This is a genomic window from Pseudoalteromonas sp. SR45-6 (assembly GCF_014163545.1).
Taxonomy (GTDB): domain Bacteria; phylum Pseudomonadota; class Gammaproteobacteria; order Enterobacterales; family Alteromonadaceae; genus Pseudoalteromonas; species Pseudoalteromonas rhizosphaerae.
The window spans coordinates 1-19,464 of sequence record NZ_JACJDM010000043.1 but is presented as its reverse complement, the minus strand read 5'-3'; the positions used below and the strand labels follow the sequence as shown (position 1 = coordinate 19,464).

17 protein-coding genes are annotated in these 19,464 nt (G+C 41.1%); 14 read left to right on the top strand and 3 right to left on the bottom strand.

Translation table 11 applies throughout. The features are described from left to right. Window positions 1-5: 5 nt before the first annotated feature. The 5 genes from H5158_RS16540 (at window position 6) to H5158_RS16520 (ending at window position 4,447) form a co-directional block, all read left to right on the top strand. Window positions 6-1,274: an inorganic phosphate transporter gene (locus tag H5158_RS16540; protein ID WP_182719201.1), complete on the top strand. Its 1,269-nt coding sequence runs from the start codon at window positions 6-8 to the stop codon at window positions 1,272-1,274. Window positions 1,275-1,366: 92 nt separating this feature from the next. Then, window positions 1,367-2,287: a hydrogen peroxide-inducible genes activator gene (locus H5158_RS16535; RefSeq protein WP_182719202.1), complete on the top strand. Its 921-nt coding sequence runs from the start codon at window positions 1,367-1,369 to the stop codon at window positions 2,285-2,287. A gap of 111 nt (window positions 2,288-2,398) precedes the next feature. Further along, window positions 2,399-2,941, top strand: coding sequence for an RNA polymerase sigma factor (locus tag H5158_RS16530; RefSeq protein WP_182719203.1), 543 nt, complete (start codon window positions 2,399-2,401; stop codon window positions 2,939-2,941). Beyond that, entirely contained in the window at window positions 2,934-3,524 is a 591-nt protein-coding gene (locus H5158_RS16525) for a hypothetical protein (RefSeq protein WP_182719204.1), read from the top strand. Before H5158_RS16530 ends, H5158_RS16525 begins: the two co-directional genes overlap by 8 nt. Before the next feature lie 11 nt (window positions 3,525-3,535). Then, on the top strand, window positions 3,536-4,447 hold the full coding sequence (locus H5158_RS16520) for a hypothetical protein (protein WP_182719205.1): 912 nt from the start codon (window positions 3,536-3,538) through the stop codon (window positions 4,445-4,447). Window positions 4,448-4,510: 63 nt separating this feature from the next. Here the strand turns inward: H5158_RS16520 and H5158_RS16515 are convergent, their stop codons facing one another. After that, window positions 4,511-4,735, bottom strand: a complete 225-nt coding sequence (locus H5158_RS16515) for a hypothetical protein (RefSeq protein ID WP_145238241.1) — start codon at window positions 4,733-4,735, stop codon at window positions 4,511-4,513. 203 nt (window positions 4,736-4,938) lie between these two features. Then, window positions 4,939-7,464, bottom strand: a complete 2,526-nt coding sequence (locus tag H5158_RS16510) for an EAL domain-containing protein (protein WP_182719206.1) — start codon at window positions 7,462-7,464, stop codon at window positions 4,939-4,941. Window positions 7,465-7,632: 168 nt separating this feature from the next. Between H5158_RS16510 and queA the strand changes: the two genes are divergently transcribed. From queA to H5158_RS16470, 8 genes are all read left to right on the top strand, one after another. Then, on the top strand, window positions 7,633-8,664 hold the full coding sequence (gene queA / locus H5158_RS16505) for a tRNA preQ1(34) S-adenosylmethionine ribosyltransferase-isomerase QueA (protein ID WP_182719211.1): 1,032 nt from the start codon (window positions 7,633-7,635) through the stop codon (window positions 8,662-8,664). Window positions 8,665-8,838: 174 nt separating this feature from the next. Beyond that, complete coding sequence (tgt, locus tag H5158_RS16500; protein ID WP_145238250.1) at window positions 8,839-9,966, top strand: tRNA guanosine(34) transglycosylase Tgt; 1,128 nt, start codon at window positions 8,839-8,841, stop codon at window positions 9,964-9,966. Between the two features lie 25 nt (window positions 9,967-9,991). Beyond that, on the top strand, window positions 9,992-10,330 hold the full coding sequence (yajC, locus tag H5158_RS16495) for a preprotein translocase subunit YajC (protein ID WP_016709184.1): 339 nt from the start codon (window positions 9,992-9,994) through the stop codon (window positions 10,328-10,330). Between the two features lie 16 nt (window positions 10,331-10,346). Further along, window positions 10,347-12,206 carry a protein translocase subunit SecD gene (gene secD, locus H5158_RS16490; RefSeq protein WP_145238253.1) on the top strand — a complete coding sequence of 620 codons (1,860 nt, stop codon included), beginning with the start codon at window positions 10,347-10,349 and terminating at the stop codon, window positions 12,204-12,206. 9 nt (window positions 12,207-12,215) lie between these two features. Then, a complete protein-coding gene (secF, locus tag H5158_RS16485) occupies window positions 12,216-13,163 on the top strand; it encodes a protein translocase subunit SecF (RefSeq protein ID WP_149980534.1) in 948 nt (315 codons plus the stop codon). A gap of 936 nt (window positions 13,164-14,099) precedes the next feature. Further along, a complete protein-coding gene (locus H5158_RS16480; RefSeq protein WP_182719208.1) occupies window positions 14,100-14,627 on the top strand; it encodes a hypothetical protein in 528 nt (175 codons plus the stop codon). 84 nt (window positions 14,628-14,711) lie between these two features. Continuing rightward, complete coding sequence (locus H5158_RS16475; RefSeq protein WP_182740447.1) at window positions 14,712-16,499, top strand: bifunctional diguanylate cyclase/phosphodiesterase; 1,788 nt, start codon at window positions 14,712-14,714, stop codon at window positions 16,497-16,499. Between the two features lie 81 nt (window positions 16,500-16,580). Continuing rightward, window positions 16,581-17,408, top strand: coding sequence for an ABC transporter substrate-binding protein (locus tag H5158_RS16470; protein ID WP_182740446.1), 828 nt, complete (start codon window positions 16,581-16,583; stop codon window positions 17,406-17,408). 48 nt (window positions 17,409-17,456) lie between these two features. On the opposite strand, the gene suhB is transcribed toward H5158_RS16470, so the two are convergent. Beyond that, window positions 17,457-18,260, bottom strand: coding sequence for an inositol-1-monophosphatase (gene suhB / locus H5158_RS16465; protein ID WP_145236520.1), 804 nt, complete (start codon window positions 18,258-18,260; stop codon window positions 17,457-17,459). 290 nt (window positions 18,261-18,550) lie between these two features. Between suhB and trmJ the strand changes: the two genes are divergently transcribed. Beyond that, window positions 18,551-19,273, top strand: coding sequence for a tRNA (cytosine(32)/uridine(32)-2'-O)-methyltransferase TrmJ (gene trmJ / locus H5158_RS16460; RefSeq protein ID WP_145236524.1), 723 nt, complete (start codon window positions 18,551-18,553; stop codon window positions 19,271-19,273). The last annotated feature ends 191 nt before the right edge of the window (window positions 19,274-19,464 follow it).

The following is a 19,464-nucleotide window of genomic DNA, read 5'->3' as shown; positions in this document are numbered from 1 at the left end:
ACACAATGGATATCATTGCATCTTATGGCACGGTATTAATTTTAATTGCCGCAGCAGTCGGTTTTTTTATGGCTTATGGTATTGGCGCGAATGACGTTGCTAATGCGATGGGCACATCGGTAGGTTCAAAAGCATTAACTATTAAACAAGCTATTTTTATAGCGATGATTTTTGAATTTGCAGGCGCCTACTTAGCTGGCGGCGAAGTAACATCGACAATTCGTAAAGGCATTATCGATTCTACGCCGTTTTTAGACCTGCCAGAACTTATGGTATTAGGGATGATCTCGGCATTATTTGCAGCGGGTAGTTGGTTGCTAATAGCTTCATTCTTAGGTTGGCCGGTATCAACCACGCATTCAATTATTGGTGCTATCATCGGATTTGCTTTAGTTGCAGTTGGCAGCGAAGCGATTCAATGGGACAAAGTTGCAGGTATTGTGGGGAGTTGGATTGTTACCCCGGCGATTTCAGGGTTTATTGCCTACTTAATATTTATGAGTGCGCAAAAGTTAATTTTTGACACCGAGGCACCACTTAATAATGCCAAACGCTATGTGCCTATTTACATGGGTTTAGCCGGTTTTATCATGTCTTTAGTAACCATCAAGAAAGGTTTAAAGCACATTGGTATTAATTTAGGTGCTGTTGAAGGTTATGCATTAGCAATCGGTATTGCTGTTATTGTTGGTATTATTGGTAAAATCGTTATTTCTCGGTTAAAGATTGATCCAAAAGCCGATAAGAAAATGCAATTTAATAACGTTGAGAAAGTGTTTGCTATCTTAATGGTATTAACCGCATGTTGTATGGCATTTGCTCATGGTTCTAATGACGTGGCTAACGCTATTGGTCCGTTGGCTGCAGTTGTAAACATTGTTGAAAATAACGGTGAGATAGCTAAGCAAGCGACAATCGCATGGTGGATTTTACCACTGGGTGGTTTCGGTATTGTTGCAGGCCTTGCAATTTTAGGCAAAAAAGTAATTAAAACGATTGGTGAAGGCATTACGCATTTAACACCAAGTCGTGGTTTTGCTGCTGAATTAGCTGCTGCTTCTACAGTTGTAATTGCATCGGGAACAGGCTTGCCAATTTCTACTACACAAACCTTAGTTGGCGCGGTATTAGGGGTAGGTATGGCACGTGGAATTGCTGCACTTAATATGGGTGTGATCAGAAACATTGTAGTTTCTTGGGTAATTACATTGCCAGTTGGCGCTGCCCTTGCTATTGTTATTTTCTACATACTGAGAACTGCCTTTGGAGTTTAAATCCAGCAGTCTTTAAGTATTACAGACTTTTAGCTTGAAAAGATCTCAACGCCCTTGGTGTTGGGGTCTTTTTATTTGTGGGTACAAAAAGTATGACGAACTTACCAAGTATTAAACAGCTGCAGTATTTATTGGCAGTTCATCAGCATCAACATTTTGGCCGCGCCGCAAGTGCGTGTTTTATTGGTCAATCAACACTCAGCAGTGCAATTCAAACCCTTGAAGAAACACTCGGTTGCCAACTCATAGAGCGTGAAAATCGTAGTTTGATGTTCACAGCCATCGGCGAAGAAGTGGTAGAGCGGGCACGCAAAATTATTGACGATACGCTAAGTGTTAGAGAGCTGACTAAAAGCCATTTAACACCGCTAAGCGGTACGCTCACCCTCGGAGTTATTCCAACGATTGCTAGTTTTATTGCGGCACCTCTCTACCACCTTTGTCAGCAACAGTTTGCCGATTTAGAGTTGGTACTGGTTGAAGACACCAGTGATAGCTTGTTAGATAAACTCGAGCATGGCCATATCGATATGGCGCTGTTGGCACTACCTTACGATACTGATAAATTTCATACTCAAGTACTCGCGCAAGATCACTTTTGCTTAGTACATCATAAAGACTATTTACCTGCTAAGAATATAGAAGATTTTAACTTGTTACCGGAAGCCAGCGTGTTCTTATTAGAGCGAGAACATTGTATGACAGGGCACGCATTAAGTGCTTGTCATTTAAATCGTTCAAGCTGTATCAATCCGTTTGAAGCGGCGAGCTTACACACCTTACTTAGCATGGTTGAGCACCAGTTCGGTGTGACTTTCTTACCGCAAATGGCGATTAACGCGGGTATTTTAGCGAACAAAAATATGCTTGCCACTCCTTCACAAAGTGACGCATACCGCGATATTGGCATTCTGTGGCGCAAAACAACCGGTCGTATTCGAGATTTTCGTTTATTTAGCCAAATGCTAGAAAGCTTTTTAAAGCAACAATGCCGTTTAATGACGGATGAATAGCTCATTTAGGTGAGCTTTTTTATTTATTTTCATTTATTTTTATCTTTTCCAAACTATCTGCTTCACTCTATCGACTAACCTCATAAGTAAAATAACTAAGCATCGAGAATCGTGTTTTTTCAATCAATAGAAACATTAATCGCCAAAGCACAACAAGGAAATAAGCGCGCCTGGCTTAAGCTGGTTAAGCAGCATGAAAGCCAAGTTTATAACTATTGTTTGCGGATGCTAAGTAACCCAGATGATGCCATGGACTTAATGCAAGAGGTGTTTATTTCGGTGTATAAAAGTCTGCCGAACTTTCGTGGTGAGTCGAGTTTTAATACTTGGGTATTTCAAATTGTGCATCGGCGTAGCGTTGAATACTACCGCCGTCGCAAGCATTATCAGAGCTTAGATGATGTGCCAGAACAGGCCTGTGAACACAGTGAATTAGAAGGCAATAGTGTAGCTCAGGCCCAGCATCAGCAATTAAAAAGTATGTTGAATAAGTTACCGTGGGAGCAGCGTTTAGTGGTGGAGTTGAAATTTTTCCAGCATTGCACCTTTGAAGAGATTGCTGAGCAATTAGATATTTCAACTAATACTGCTAAGTCGCGGTTATACAGTGCATTAGGAAAATTAAAAGTTCATTTGGAGGCCGTAGATGGCTAGTTTAGAGTCGCTTTTTGAGCAATGGTTAGATGGTAAAGTTTTGAGCGATAAACAATTGCAGCAGCTCGAAAATGCTCCCGAATATGCAGCGTTGATGAGCCAAGCGCAAGTATGGCAACAGCATAGCCGTGACTATAAGGCTGTACCTGTACCAATCTGGGATCGCCAATCAACAATATCGCAGTTCTCTGCTGTGCGTGTGTTTAGCGTCGCTGGAGCGTGGGCTGTTGCAGCATCAGTATTGGTTTGTTCGTTAATCTTTTTAGTTATACCGCAATCAGATACGCAGGGGTTACTTGCACAAGTAACGAAACAAACACATTTATTGCAGTCTCAACAAAAGCAAATTGACCAAATGCAAAAAATTATTACTGCGCAAAATCAATTGCAGCTACAGCAGATGTATCAATTAGCAAAAGAGGCCATTGCAACAGGACGAGTTGAACGCCAAGAAGATATTGCCAGTTTAATCACTTACATCAAAACCCAGCGAGCTCAAGATCAAGCGTATCTACGGATGCAATTAAATGATTTAGCCGAACAAGTACAAGAGCAGCCAACAGCCGCGATTGCGAAAAATTAGGAGTATAGAGCATGAATAAAAAACTTATCAGCAGCGCCATAATGGCCATACTTGGGTGTTTAAGTGCTAATGTATCTGCGCAAGCCCCAGCGGAGTTGGCATCAATACAGCGTGAAGTAGCAATAATGGAAAACATTTTAAGCAGCGCGTTAAAGCAAGATACCAATAAAAGGATCCGTGCGATTCAAGCCAACTATTTTGTTAAGCAGGGAGTGGTATTTGAGCTGGACGTAAGAGGCTCTAGCCGCTGGCAGACTATTTTTAGTAACGCACCTAATGCGCCGTTACCACCACTGCCTGAAATTGATTTTGCTAATATGGATATTGAAATTATCAGTGATCAAGTAGAGTTTATTACCGAAGATGTTGTTGAATCATCACGAGAAGCTTATCAACAAGCGATGGAGCTAATGCGTGAAGGCGCAGAACAAGTGCGCGAAATTGCAGAGCAAGAGCGTGATGTGGGCCGAAAGTTGCGAGATTTAGAGCGTGAAAAGCGCGATTTAGAGTTTGCCAGCCGCCATGATAATAGCGCCGAAGAGAAACAGCTTGAACAACGCAAAAAAGCGTTAGAAAAAGATATCGCGAAGCTGGAAAAACAACAAACTAGACTCACTAAACAGCAGCAACAGCTACGGCAAAATATCAATGCAAAGCATGCAGAGCGTGAGCAACAACAAGCCGCAGAGCAACAACAGTTACTGGAGCAAGTAAGCACAAGTATCAGTCTTACGTTATGTGATTACGGTAGTGGTTTACGTAGTCTGCCAAACGACGAGCATGTGAGTTTTGTTCTCAAAGGGCTCGGCGATAAAAATACGAGTTTAATAAAAGTATTTAATAAATCAGATATTAAAAAGTGTGTCGCCGGCGATATCAAAGCCAGCGAACTGACTAAAAAAGCTATTAGCTACCAATTTTAATTAGCCGAGCTCATATTAACTGAGCTCAATTAATAACTTATCCCTGACCAACAAGCAGCCGTATTATAAAGGCTGCTTTTCGTTATGCCCTTCATATTCAAACTGTTTATTGAATGGCGTAATATCTGGTAAAAATAACAAATAAACCCACACCACTAAGTTAAAGTAGGGGATCAAACCTAAGCAGGTAAAAGTTACAACCGGGTAACCTTTGATACTGGCATATCGATAGCATTGGTAAGTTATCCCTAAGTTTACCGCTAATAGTAACACTATTAATTGCATCATAATTCACTCCATAAATTGACAATGATACTAATAACAACATGTTAGTTTGTAAGTGATATGTTGCTATGATTTAACGATGTCATGTGAAATTTTGATTATCATCATAATCACAAGACATTTATCGCCCGATGAGCAAAGTATAGATGAGTTATCACAAGATGGAAGTAAAAAAATGCGTAGATTTGTATGAAAAGTTCGCTATTTTAGCTAGGTGGTTGTTCGTAAAAAGTTTTGTTTTGATAAATTTTTTGTAACTGATGTTTGATTTTTTCTACGGGCACCGGGCGTGAAATAAAGTAGCCTTGGCCATAATCAACACCTATTTCTTTTAGTGCTAAAAAGATCTCTTCATTTTCAACATATTCAGCAACTGAACGCTTATTGAGCGAGCGACTAATATCATTTATTGCTTTAACTAACGCCAAGTCGATTGGATCATTGAGCATATCGCGAACAAACGAACCGTCTATTTTTACATGTTGAGCTGGCAGCTGTTTAAGATAATTAAAGGTGCTAAAGCCAGTGCCAAAGTCATCAATTGAAAAATGACAGCCCAAGCGATTGAGCTTTTCGATCATCGCACGAGTGGCAGTTAAATTATTGATACTGGCGGACTCGGTGATCTCAAAAATAACCCGGGTAGGGCTGATATCGCACTTTTCAAGGGTCGATTCGATATGTGGCAATAGGCGTTCATCTAAAAACGATTGCGCAGATAGGTTTATCGCAACTTGATTTAGTTCAGGGTTAGCGGCAATGGCAGAAATTGCATTGCTGATCACACATTGATCCATTAAGTAAGTGTCGTTCAATAATTCAAGTGACGGAATAAATTGGTTTGGATAAACCAGTTCACCGTCGAGTTTTAAGCGTAACAGTGCTTCAAAATAAGCGACACCACCATGTTTAAAGTCCCAAATCGGCTGGTAATGTAATTCAATTTGGTTTTGTTGTAATGCTTGGCGAATGCTGTGTCCCCACTCTAATCCAGCTTGCAAGGTGTTATGGCTGGCATCTTCTTTAGAGTAACAATGAACCAAATTACGGCCTAAGCTTTTAGCAACGTACAAGGCAATATCAGCTTGTTTTAAGCATTCACTCGGATCATGGTTCGCTGCTGTTATTTGCGTTAAGCCAATTGAGCAGCTAATTGAATAAACTTGTTCTTCAGATTTAAACTGGTGACCTTCAATAGCCATACAAATACTTTCAGCTATCAAGTGTGCATCAAGCAGATTCATATTATTTAAGATCACCGCAAATTCATCACCACCAATGCGACACACTAAGTGTTCATCACTGATATTGGCGTTAAATAGTTGCGCAACTTCTTTAAGAACTATATCGCCTTGTTGATGACCTTTACTGTCATTAATTATTTTAAAATGATCGAGGTCAATATAAATTAAAGCGTGTTCTATGTCGCCATTAGTGCGTTGCGGCTGGCAAATTCGATTGAGTTGTTGATCAAAATAATAGCGGTTATGTAAGCCGGTTAAGGTGTCATGAAGCGCTAAATGGCGCAGCTGTAATTCAGCTTGTTTGCGCTCATGAATATTATCTATTGTGGCGGTGATCGTGGCAGCATTACTGCTGTTTTTGATTAGTTGTAAGCGGCACTCAACCCAAATAGCTTGACCATCTTTATGAATAATTTGCACTTCAACCTGCTGTTGCAAGGCACCGCCATGCAAAATACTGCTAATTGTTTGCAGTAGTTTATCTTTGCAATCATTGATACAAAAGTCAGAGAGTGCTTTGCTCAAGGTTTGTTTTATGCCAAACCCACTGAGTGCTTCCCACGCAGGGTTGATAAAACGAATGCGGCCTTGTTGATCAAATTCAAGCACCACAGTATTAAGATGTAATAGTATCCGCTGATGGGCTGAAAATAGCTCCTTATAGCGGCTTTGACTTTGACTTAGCTGTTCTACTTTTTGTGCAAACTCTGCATAACTGACCATAAAATCTTCACGGCGCGCAGCATGGTCGCATACTTTACTTAACAAGGTTTGTTCATACGGTGCACGAATAAAATCAGTAACCCCTGAAAGCAATAGTTGTTCAGCATGATCGGCATCTTTTGTATCAATAATAGTTACAATGGCTTGTTTTGGGTTGTGTTGTAAAATCTCTTCAACTAATTGACTGGCAGCTCCTGCGTGTGCTGCGGTTGCATCAAGTAACACAATGGCAAACTTTTGCTGCAAATAGATTGATAATGCTTGTTTATTACTAGAAACATGGGTGCAGGCAAAGTTTAGCTGTAGTTGTTGCGTTATTTCGGCGGCTTTACTACTGTCGGTTTCGAGCAGCAACAAATCTAAGCGACTGCTTTTTTCTAAATGCGTTGATAATACATTTGCCAGTACCTGTGGCAGCATATCTTGGCGTTCAAATGGTAATACCGCATCTATGCCATAACTGCGTGCTGTCGTTTCGGCTATTCGCTCACAATAGATAGGCGGAGTAAGCACAATTGGTGTGTTTTTTGGGGTTTTTAATAACCCTGAACGGATCATCCGAGAAAATCGCCAGCCATCGATTTTACCAACATTTAGACCGGTAATAATGACATCGACCGCTTGAGATTTAAGAATTTCGAGGGCTTGTTGGCTATCGGCCACTTCAAGGAAAGTAAATACATTGAGCCGATTTAAGGTTGACTTAACAGCCTGACGCTCAGCGACACTGGCGTTTAAGATCAGCAAAGTTAGCTGCTTAGCCATTTATGTCACACCTCTTATCAACCTAGCTCTAATCAAGTTGAGTAGAATAATGCCATTTGTCTCGAACCACAAGAGAACATTCCATTGTATTTTAATTAAAGCCGTTGGTTGAGCTAATAGCACGATACAGTTAAACTTGGCGCGACTTTTTTGATCTGGATATATCCTATGCGCGTGGCTGATTTTAGCTTTGACTTACCTGATGAATTAATTGCTCGTTTTCCTAAACAGGATCGAACCAGCAGTCGCTTATTAACCTTAGATGGCCCAAGTGGCGCTGTAGAACATAAAATATTTAGCGATATTCTTGATTTAGTAAATGAAAATGACTTGTTGGTATTTAATAATACCAAAGTGATCCCTGCTCGTATGTATGGCCAAAAAGCATCTGGCGGTAAACTTGAAGTGCTGGTAGAGCGCGTGCTTGATGAGCATCGCGTGCTGGCTCATGTACGCGCCAGTAAATCACCAAAACCAGGTACAGAACTTATTCTCGAAGGTAAAGCGCAGGCGACTATGGTGGGTCGTCATGGCGAATTGTTTGAACTAGAGTTTACAGGTGAGCAAAACGTTCTGGAAATTTTAAACGATATTGGTCATATGCCACTGCCGCCTTATATTGACCGTCCAGATACTGACGAAGACCGCAAACGCTATCAAACAGTCTACGGTGAAAAACCTGGCGCGGTTGCAGCGCCAACTGCCGGTCTACATTTTGACGATACGCTCATGGCTGCATTAAAAGCCAAGGGTGTAAACATGGCATTTGTTACCTTGCATGTTGGCGCTGGCACATTCCAGCCGGTGCGCGTAGACTCGGTTAATGATCATATAATGCACTCCGAATACATTGAAGTGCCTGATGATGTTGTTGCAGCAGTCGCTGCAACCAAAGCTAACGGCGGCAGAGTGATTGCGGTAGGCACAACTTCGGTACGTTCATTGGAATCAGCAGCTAAGATACATGGCGGCCAATTAGCCAGTTACTTTGGTGACACCGATATTTTTATTTACCCAGGTTATCAATTTAACGTAGTTGATGCCATGGTCACTAATTTTCACTTGTCAGAATCGACATTGATCATGTTGGTTAGTGCATTTGCTGGGCAAGATAATATTATGAGTGCATACCAAACTGCAATTGCACAAAAATACCGCTTTTTTAGCTACGGCGATGCGATGTTTTTAACCCGTAAATAGTTTTTTCTATAAAAGCACTTAAAGCCCAGCATTGCGTTGGGCTTTTTAGTTTTGATTTTTGCACTTTTAATTTCAGCTTTGAGCCCAATTAATAGTAATGGTTTTACAAAAAGGGTAGAATCGAGCGGTTAAATTATAGCTTGTTGGACTGTTTTTCTGACATTTGAGGATGATATGAAGTTTGAATTAGACCGTACAGACGGTAAAGCCCGCCGCGGCCGCTTGATTTTTGATAGAGGCGTAGTCGAAACGCCAGCATTTATGCCAGTAGGTACTTACGGTACTGTCAAAGGTATGACCCCAGATGAAGTCAAAGACACTGGTGCGCATATTTGCCTAGGTAACACCTTCCATTTAATGCTTCGCCCTGGTACTGAAATCATCAAGCAGCATGGTGGATTACATGGTTTTATGAATTGGGATAAACCAATTTTAACCGACTCAGGCGGTTTTCAAGTGTTTAGCTTAGGCGCAATGCGTAAAATTACCGAAGAAGGTGTATTGTTTAGCTCGCCTGTTAACGGTGAAAAAATTATGCTTTCACCAGAAAAAGCCATGCAAGTGCAGCGTGATTTAGGTTCAGACATCGTAATGATTTTTGACGAATGTACGCCTTATCCTGCCACCGAAAAAGAAGCTAAAGATTCAATGGAGTTATCACTTCGTTGGGCTAAGCGTTCAAAAGAAGGTCACGGTGACAATCCATCAGCTTTATTTGGTATTATCCAAGGTGGTATGTATCCGGAGTTGCGTGCTCAGTCACAACAAGGTCTTGAAGAAATTGGTTTTGATGGCTACGCACTCGGTGGTTTATCGGTCGGTGAGCCAAAAAATGAGATGATTAACATTCTTGATCACTGTGCTTATAAAATGCCAGAGAACAAACCCCGTTACCTTATGGGTGTAGGTAAACCTGAAGACTTAGTTGAAGCCGTTCGTCGCGGTATCGATATGTTTGACTGTGTAATGCCAACTCGTAATGCGCGTAATGGACATTTATTTATAACTGGTGGCATTGTGAAAATTCGTAATGCTGTGCACAAAACAGATACCGGCCCACTTGATCCTGAGTGTGATTGCCATACTTGTAAGAATTATTCGCGCGCGTACCTACATCATCTTGATAAATGTAACGAAATTTTAGGTGCACGACTAAACACAATTCATAACTTACGTTACTATCAGCGCGTTATGGAAGGTTTACGTAATGCGATCGGTGACGGTAAGTTAGATGAATTCGTAAATGATTTTTATGCACGCCGCGGCCAAGAAGTGCCAGAGCTTGCAGATACCACAAATTAAATTTAAAAATTAAAGAGGAAGTGTTATGAGTTTATTTATTTCAAACGCCCACGCAAGTGCGGCAGGTGCAGCGCCAGCCGGTGGTGGTTATGAGATGTTGATCATGCTAGCTATCTTTGGCTTAGTATTTTACTTCTTGATTTACCGTCCACAAGCTAAGCGTGTAAAAGAGCATAAAGCGCTGATGAATGCGATGGCAAAAGGCGACGAAGTTCTTACTCAAGGTGGTTTAGTGGGTAAAATCGCTAAAATCTCTGAAGATAAAGATTTCATCGTTATTTCACTTAACGATCAAGCTGAAGTAACTGTACAAAAATCAGCAGTGTCAGCAGTATTGCCTAAAGGCACAATGAAGTCGCTATAATAATAAGGACGCCCACGTGTTAAACAAGTTTCCATTATGGAAGTATTTACTTGTTCTAGCTGTGATTGCGGTAGGTCTTTTATACGCCTCTCCTAATTTGTATGGTCGTGATCCGGCCATACAAATTTCAGGTACTAAAGGAACTGATGCAGATCTAGCTGTAGTAGACAAAGTAAATGCGACCCTCAAAGAGCACAATGTTACCGTAAAATCAGTTAAGTTCGAAAACGGTCAAGTGTTGATCCGCTTTAAAAATGTTGAAGAGCAGCTTAAAGCGCAAGATTTATTGCGTGATTCATTGAGCGACGATTACATCTCAGCCATTAACATGGCCCCGGCGCAACCTCATTGGTTAAAAGCCCTTGGCGGCAATCCAATGAAATTGGGCTTGGATTTAAGTGGCGGTGTTCACTTTACGATGGAAATTGACATGGTGACAGCGGTTGATAACGCGCTGGAACAAATGGATCAAGACTATAAAAGTGATTTACGTGAAGAAAAACTACGCTATCGCACGGTACGTCGTGTAGCTGGTACTGAACGTATTCGTGTGGAGATGCGCAGCGCAGAAGATAAAGATGCGGCAGAGCGTTTTTTACAGTCACGCTACCCATTACACAACTACATTGATGATAGCTCTAACGATAACGCGTTTTATGCCACCATCAGCGAGCAAAAACTCAAAGAAATTCGTGACTATGCTATCAAGCAAAACGAAACCATTATCCGTAACCGTATTAACCAAATCGGTGTTGCTGAGCCTAACGTACAACGTCAAGGTGCAGAGCGCATTATTGTGCAGTTACCTGGTGTGCAAGATACTGCGCGTGCGAAAGAGATTTTGGGTGCTACAGCAACGCTTGAGTTTCGTGAAGTAGACGAAAATGCCGATCCAACGGCAGCAGCGCAAGGGCGTATTCCGCCTGGTACTGAAATGATCATGAGCCGTGATGGCTACCCAGTGGTACTTAAAAAACGCATTATTCTCGAAGGTAGTCACATTACTGGTGCGCAATCGGGTGCCGATGAATACCAACGTCCGCAAGTAAGTATTAGCCTTGATAGCAAAGGCGGCGCGAAAATGAATGCTTTCACTAAGCGTGCTATTGGCAAGCGTATGGCGACGGTATTTATAGAGTATAAGCCCTCTGGTAAAACAGACGAAAACGGTAAAGCGCTACCACCAATTAAGGTGGAAGAAGTGATCAACGTTGCAACTATACAAGCGCGTCTTGATCGTTCGTTCCGAATCACCGGCATTGATAACCCTGCAGAAGCACATAACTTAAGTTTATTACTACGTGCTGGAGCACTTGTTGCGCCAATTCAAATTGTTGAAGAGCGCACGGTAGGGCCAAGCTTAGGTCAAGAAAATATCGAAGCAGGTATGACGGCGGTTGCTTTAGGCTTCTTGTTTGTACTGATCTTTATGTTAGTTTATTACAAAGGTTTTGGCTTAGTCGCTAATATTGCCTTAGCAGCTAACTTAGTATTGATTGTGGGTGTTATGTCGTTGATCCCAGGCGCTGCACTAACACTGCCAGGTATTGCTGGTATCGTACTAACGGTAGGTATGGCAGTTGATGCCAACGTACTAATATTTGAGCGTATTCGCGAAGAGCTGGCCGATGGACGTAGTCCGCAACAGGCTGTTCATCATGGTTATGATAGTGCTTTTAGTACGATTTTTGATGCCAATATTACCACCTTAATTGCTGCGATTATCTTGTTCGCAGTGGGTACAGGCCCAATTGCTGGTTTCGCAGTGACACTTGCGATAGGTATTATCACCTCAATGTTTACAGCCATTGTTGGTACCCGTGCGGTAATCAACTTATGTATTGGTGGTAAGCGCATTGATAAGCTGTCAATTTAAGGAGCAGATATGCAAATTTTAAAATTAGGCGGCAGAACTTTAGGGTTTATGTCGCTGCGCAAAGTTGCTATGAGCATCTCAACGCTACTTATTTTGGCATCGTTCGCATCGTTCTTCGTTAAAGGTTTAAACTTTGGCTTAGATTTTACGGGCGGTACTGCTGTAGAAGTAGGTTTTGCACAACCAGCAGACTTAAAGAAAGTACGTTCAGTGTTAGCTGAAAATGGTTTTGCAGATGCATCAGTACAATTGTTCGGTTCAAGCCAAGAGATTTTGGTTCGCTTAGCACCGCGTGGTGATGATGTTAAAGCCGAAGTAATTGGTAACCAAGTAATCGATGCACTTAAAAAAGCCGATGATAGCGTAGTAATGCGTCGAATTGAGTTTGTTGGCCCAAGTGTAGGTGAAGATTTAAAAGAGCAGGGTGGCCTTGCCATGTTAACTGCGCTTATTTGTATCTTGATCTATGTGGCATTTCGCTTTGAGTGGCGTTTTGCGGTAGGCGCAGTGTCGGCACTTTTACACGATGTAATCATTACTTTAGGTTTGTTTTCAGTATTAGGGTTAGAGTTCGACTTAACCATATTGGCGGCAATACTGGCGGTAATAGGTTACTCTCTTAATGATACTATCGTTGTATCTGACCGTATTCGTGAGAACTTCCGCAAAGTGCGTATCGACGATACTGTTGAGATCATTGATATTTCATTAACGCAAACACTTAACCGTACTCTAGTAACTTCAATTACCACTATTTTAGTATTAATCGCCTTGTTTGCTTGGGGTGGTCAAACTATTCATGGTTTTGCTACAGCGCTGTTATTTGGTGTGTTTATTGGTACTTATTCTTCGATTTATGTTGCTAGTGCCGTTGCGATTGCGATGGGCGTAAGTAAAGAAGACTTAATACCAGAAGTTATCGAAAAAGAAGGCGCAGATTTAGACGCTATGCCATAGGTATAAATCTAAGTTTACGTTTAAAAAACCGCTCATTGAGCGGTTTTTTGCTTTTAAGTGTTTGTGTCGCCTACGAGAGTATAGAGTTACTTTGGTGCTTAATAACTTGTAGGCGAGTGGCTTGCCACCGCGCTGTTAAAAATATTCTAATGTCTTCTCTTTGTGCAAAATATTTTTAGTTATTCATTCGCAAAGAGGTTAAGAGACGCGCGTCAGCAAGCTTAACGCCTACGGGAGTTTAAAGTTACTTTGGTGCTTAATAACTTGTAGGCGAGTGGCTTGCCACCGCGCTATTAAAAATATTCTAATGTCTTCTCTTTGTGCAAAATATTTTTAGTTATTCATATTCGCAAAGAGGTTAAAAGACGCGCGTCAGCAAGCTTAATGCCTACGGGAGTTTAAAGTTACTTTGGTGCTTAATAACTTGTAGGCGAGTGGCTTGCCTACGCGAAAGGTTTTTCACAACTCTCTGTCTAACTGGTGAATTTAAAATTGCGCGATGTACCTTGGTCAAGTAATTCCGCCTACGGGTTTGCTGCGGTGTTTGAATTTACGTAGGCGCGGGTTTATGCCGCGTGACTCAAATGTCTTCTCTTTGTGAAAAATATTTTAAGTTTTTCATTCACAAAGAGGTAAAGGAAGGTAATAGGGTTGGGCTTAACCTTACTTTCTCTGTGTTGCGCGAAGCGCCTCGGTGTCCTCTGTGGTGCAAATTGTTTAAATGATTAATTCACCACAGAGGGCACAGAGCTCACAGAGGAAGAGATTAAAGAGATAAAGTTAAAGGTGCTAGGGTTTTGGAAGCCTGCGGGTTGGCTCGGTGTAAGGCTATATGTAAGCGGGGCTTTATCATGGCGAATTTTAATTATTGCTATTTATGAAATTAAATATTTCCTATAATAGTAATTATTGATTAAGTATTGATGTAACCAACTAATGTTAAAGCAACTTGTAGTCGCTAGTAGTCTAATTATTGTTAGCGGATGTGATGACAACGTTAAACCTAAGCAATCAAAGGCTGCTGTACAACCTTATCAATTAACAACACTTGAGCATTACCAGCATCAAGCTAACAACTTACTTCGCAGTATTAGAGTGCAAAAAGATGCGGCTAATTTAGAAACTCAATCTGCTGATTTAGTCGCGCTATCGCAGACTATCCTCAGTGACTTGATAGTTGATTATCCACAATGTGCTGAATACTTAAATGCGCTTATTGCTGTTGCTGATTTGCTCCCGTCATTGCCCCTAGAAGAAATTGAAAGTGGTTATCATAGCGATGGTAAGCTACCTAAGTTTGACGAGCCCATCTGTTATCACGGTAAGGATTTATTGGTTCATCCTGCGACTGTACAAGCGATTGCTCGTTCAGGATTTGTTGATCAACAAGCTTATGAATATGCGGAACTTGAGATTATTGAGGTAATTGCTCATTTTGATCAGGTTGAACAAGTATTAAAGTAAATAGCTTAAACTCAATTGCCATAAAATTGTCATACCAGCTTGCTACTTTAACTGCCTCTTAATGAAGTAATGGGTTATTGATAAGTGAGTGCTCAGCTAAGTATATTAGACAATATATTGCGAAATAGTGAAATAACGACACTGTTTCAACCCATCTTTGATATCGCTGGGCAGCAAATATTAGGTTACGAAGCATTAAGTCGCGGTCCTAAAAATTGTGCATTAGAGATGCCAAATACGCTTTTTAGTGCTGCAATTGTGCACGATAAAATCTCAGAGCTTGAGTTGCTATGCCGTTCAAAAGCGATCGAAAATTTTGTAAGGTTAAAACTACAAGGCAAATTATTCTTAAATGTAAGCCCTAAAACCTTACTGGATCCTTGTCATCCGAAAGGCGAAACATTACACCTAATTAAGCAGTTTGGTTTGGCCGCTAATAGAGTGGTGATTGAAGTTACCGAACAAGAAAAGGTCGATGATGGCTTTTTATTGCTGAAAACAATTGCTCATTATCGCCAGCTCGGTTTTTCGATTGCCATCGATGATTTAGGTGCAGGCTACTCAGGATTAAAGCAATGGTCAGAATTATGTCCTGACTATGTGAAAATTGATCGTTATTTTATTGACCATTGTGATGAAAGCGTGGTTAAAAAAGAATTTTTAAAATCAATTATAGAGTTAGCGAAAGTTACCAAAACAGCCGTGATAGCAGAGGGCATAGAGCGGGTTGAAGAACTAAGTTTACTTGAAGGGCTAGGCATTGTGAATGCGCAAGGCTTTTTGCTGGAACGACCAAGTTTAAAGCCTAGTTTAGCGTTTGACTCAGCTCAATTACAGCAATTAAGTTTTACTCCACTTACCAATCAGTTTGAGCAATCAATGGCGATAGGTTGGCTAGCAATCGAACAAGCCTCCATCGACAGTCATACCCGTTGTAAAGATGCGCATAATATTTTTGAAAAAGATAAATCGATTATCAGTCTTGCGGTTGTAGACGAAAACTTACAGCCGATAGGCTTATTACACAAAGATCAACTGACAGAAGTATTTGCGGCTCCTTATGGCCATGCTTTATACGACAAACAACCGGTTACGGCACTAATGCATAAGCAACCCTTGGTAGTTGATGAAAATCAGCTACTTGATACTGTTAGTCAGCAAATTACCGAAAATGATTTTGATATTCGCCGTCATATTGTGATCACTCGCACTGAGCAGTACTTAGGGCTCGCGCCACTGCGGGATATTTTAAAACATATTACGGAAGAGAAAATTCGTCATGCTCAGCATGCTAATCCACTTACGATGCTGCCGGGGAATGTTGCAATTAACGAAGCAATTGAGCATAGATTAAGAGCCAAACACAGCTTTGCATTAGCCTATATTGATTTAAACCACTTTAAGCAGTTCAACGATTTATATGGTTACGCCAGTGGTGATAGTGTCATCAAATTATTGGCCGATGTCACCACCCAAGCTTGTAGTAATGTGCCCAGTTTTGTTGGTCATATTGGTGGCGATGATTTTATGGTGGTCTTTGATGGTGATGATGCGGCTACAGTATGTAACAACATAATAACTGAGTTTGAGCTGAAATCTCGTGCATTCTTTACGCCAGAGCATATTGCCAGTGGTGGTTATTGGGCAACTAATCGTGAAGGTGAAAAGCAATTTGTACCTTTACTTACTTTATCGATTGGCGTTGTTGAACCCGATCTAGAGCAGTGTACTAACAGTCATCAAATTGCTGCATTGGCAACAGATGCTAAAAAAGAAGCAAAACGTTATCGCCACAGCTATCTATTTTTATGTAAACGACGTGGCCCTGCTTTGGCGGTTGTACGTTTAACTCCTGAGAAACAAGTCATATAAAATAACGTTAAGTAGGGCTGTTTTTCTTGAGTATTTATTGCTCAGCGTGTAGCTTTACTAAAACACTAGAAAATAATAAATATGACTAGGTATTTCTTTTCACTCATCTCGCTCTCGGTACTTATTGTTAGTACCGTATACAGTGCTAAAACTGCAGCAAAAGAAACGGTCACAATCGCTCAAGAACCTCGAACATTATATAAACGAGATGCATACTTAAAAGAGTTACTGCAACGTGCGCTTGATGCCGCTAATTATTCAGCCCAGTTAGAATCTGTCGTGGTACACCCTCACCAACAGCGAGCGCTCATATCCCTTGCCGATAATAGCGTTGACCTATATTGGAGTATGACCAGCCCCGAACGCGAAACCTTAGCAATACCGATAAAAGTGCCGTTATTTAAAGGTTATATTGGTAAGCGAGCCTTAGTAACTAGGCAGTCGTTTCTTAATCGCTTTGTTGATATCAAGAGCAAAGAGCAACTAAAAGGGTTTACTGCAATTCAAGGGCATGACTGGCCAGATACCAAAATATTGGCACATAATGATTTATCAGTACGGCCGTTTGCAAATTATCAAGCGATGTTTAATATCGTTTTGACCGGACGAGTTGATTACTTTCCTCGCTCCTTCATAGAAGTAAGCTCAGAGTTAAAAGAAGTTAATAAGCAAGCGCTGGTTATTGTGCCAAATTTATATATTAGCTACCCGAGTGCTTTTTATTACTTTGTGGCCAAACACAAGCCAGAACTGGCAAAAACGCTCAGCGATGGCTTAGCTATTATGCAAAAGAACGGTAGTTTTGATGAGCTATTTAATCAGTATTTTGGCGATGATTTAAAGGCCTTGCCATTTGATCCGCAGAACACTGTTGAGATCAAATTAGAGAACCCTTATTTTAATCATTAAAAAAGGAGCCTAGGCTCCTTTTAGTATCGATCTGAGTATAACTTGCTATTAGCGAAGTAACGCTTCAGTTAATACTGGGCGAATTTCACGGATCATCGCTTGTGTTAATTTCGGTGCGCCACAGATAATATTACCGCTGTGAGCGTAATTATTACCACCGGCAAAATCTACAACCATACCGCCAGCTTCTTTAACCATTAGTTCACCTGCAGCTGAGTTCCATGGTTTCAAACCAATTTCAAAGAAACCATCAACACGGCCAGCTGCCACGTATGCCATGTCTAGTGCAGAACAACCGGCACGGCGAATATCAGCAGTGTGAACAAACAATGCTTTGAATGCTTCAGTATACGCATCCATATGGTGTTTGTTTTTGAATGGGAAACCAGTGGCAAGAACAGTACCAGAAAGAACGGTAGTTTTACTTACACGAAGACGTTTGCTATTTAGCTGTGCGCCTTGACCACGAGAAGCGGTGAAAAGCTCGCCACGAATTGGATCGTAGATAACAGCTTGGTCTAGACGACCTTTAACTTTAAGTGCGATAGAAACCGCGTAATGAGGGATGCCTTTGATGAAGTTTGTAGTGCCATCAATAGGATCAACAATCCATTGGTAATCTGCATCTTTACCTACGTGCTCACCTAGCTCTTCACCAACAATAGAGTGAGTAGGGTAAGATTGTAAAATAGTGTCGCGAATTACGGCTTCGGCTTCTTTATCAATATTCGTTACTAAATCATTAGTGCCTTTTTGTTGCACTTCAACTTTTGATAAATCTTCGCCAGCGCGAAGTAAAATTTTGCCTGCGTTACGCGCAGCGCGAACCGCAATGTTTAACATTGGATGCATGGTATTACCTTTGGGTTGTAAAAGAACGTGTATATATTTCTATATATTTCAGCCGGCGTATTCTAGCGATTTTTGACACAAAGTAAACAATAAACCCCAAAAATTTTTGAGTGTTTTTTGTACTGGATTGAGTTGCAAGGTAAAAATTACAAGACAAAAGCCAGCATTGATCGTTGATACATAAAACTTCCCATATTTATTACCTAGAACCTAGAACCTAGAATCTTTGCTGCTTACAGCTTTTCTCTATGTTATAATTCGCGCAATTTTTTGGTATGAGTTAAACAGTAATGATCTTAGATGACATCCGCATTGTTTTAGTAAACACCTCGCATTCAGGTAACATCGGCTCAGCGGCGCGCGCGATGAAAACCATGGGCTTATCAAAACTGTATTTAGTTGATCCAGCGTGTGAAGTTGATAGCCACGCCAGCGCATTAGCGGCCGGTGCAACTGATGTGCTAGGTAATGCGGTAATCGTTGACACAGTTGCTGAAGCGATTGCAGGTTGTGCTCTAACTATTGGTACTAGCGCCCGTTCACGTACTTTATCGTGGCCTATGGTGGAACCACGTGAATGTGGTGAGAAGCTAGTTGCCGAAGCTGTTACTGGTCCTGTAGCATTAGTTTTTGGCCGCGAAAACAGTGGTTTAAGTAATGAAGAACTGCAACTGTGCAACTACCATGTGTGTATTCCGGCTAATCCTGAATATAGCTCGCTTAATTTAGCAATGGCTGTGCAGACCTTATGTTACGAAACGCGTATGGCATTTTTAAATCAACAACCAAAAGCCACGCCAGTAGATGATGCTGTGTATCCAAGCTCAAAACAAACCGAGTTATTTTACGAACACTTAGAACAAACCTTACTGGAAACAGGCTTTATTATTAAGCAGCATCCGGGCATGGTAATGACTAAGCTACGTCGTTTATTTAACCGTGCACGCCCAGAAGATGCAGAGCTAAATATCTTGCGCGGTATTTTAACCTCAATAAATAAGTCTACTAAATAAGCGAAAGTTATAAGACTATTTGCCGCTAATACTTGACTAAATTACTCAGGTAATTACAATGAACACAGTACTTGACTAAAACAGTCGGGTATTGAAGTTAATTGAGGGGCTAGGAAGATATAGGCACTAGGAATAGCTTGACTAGAATCGAGCTATATAAACTTTGTAGAACCTAGAACCTAGAACCTAGA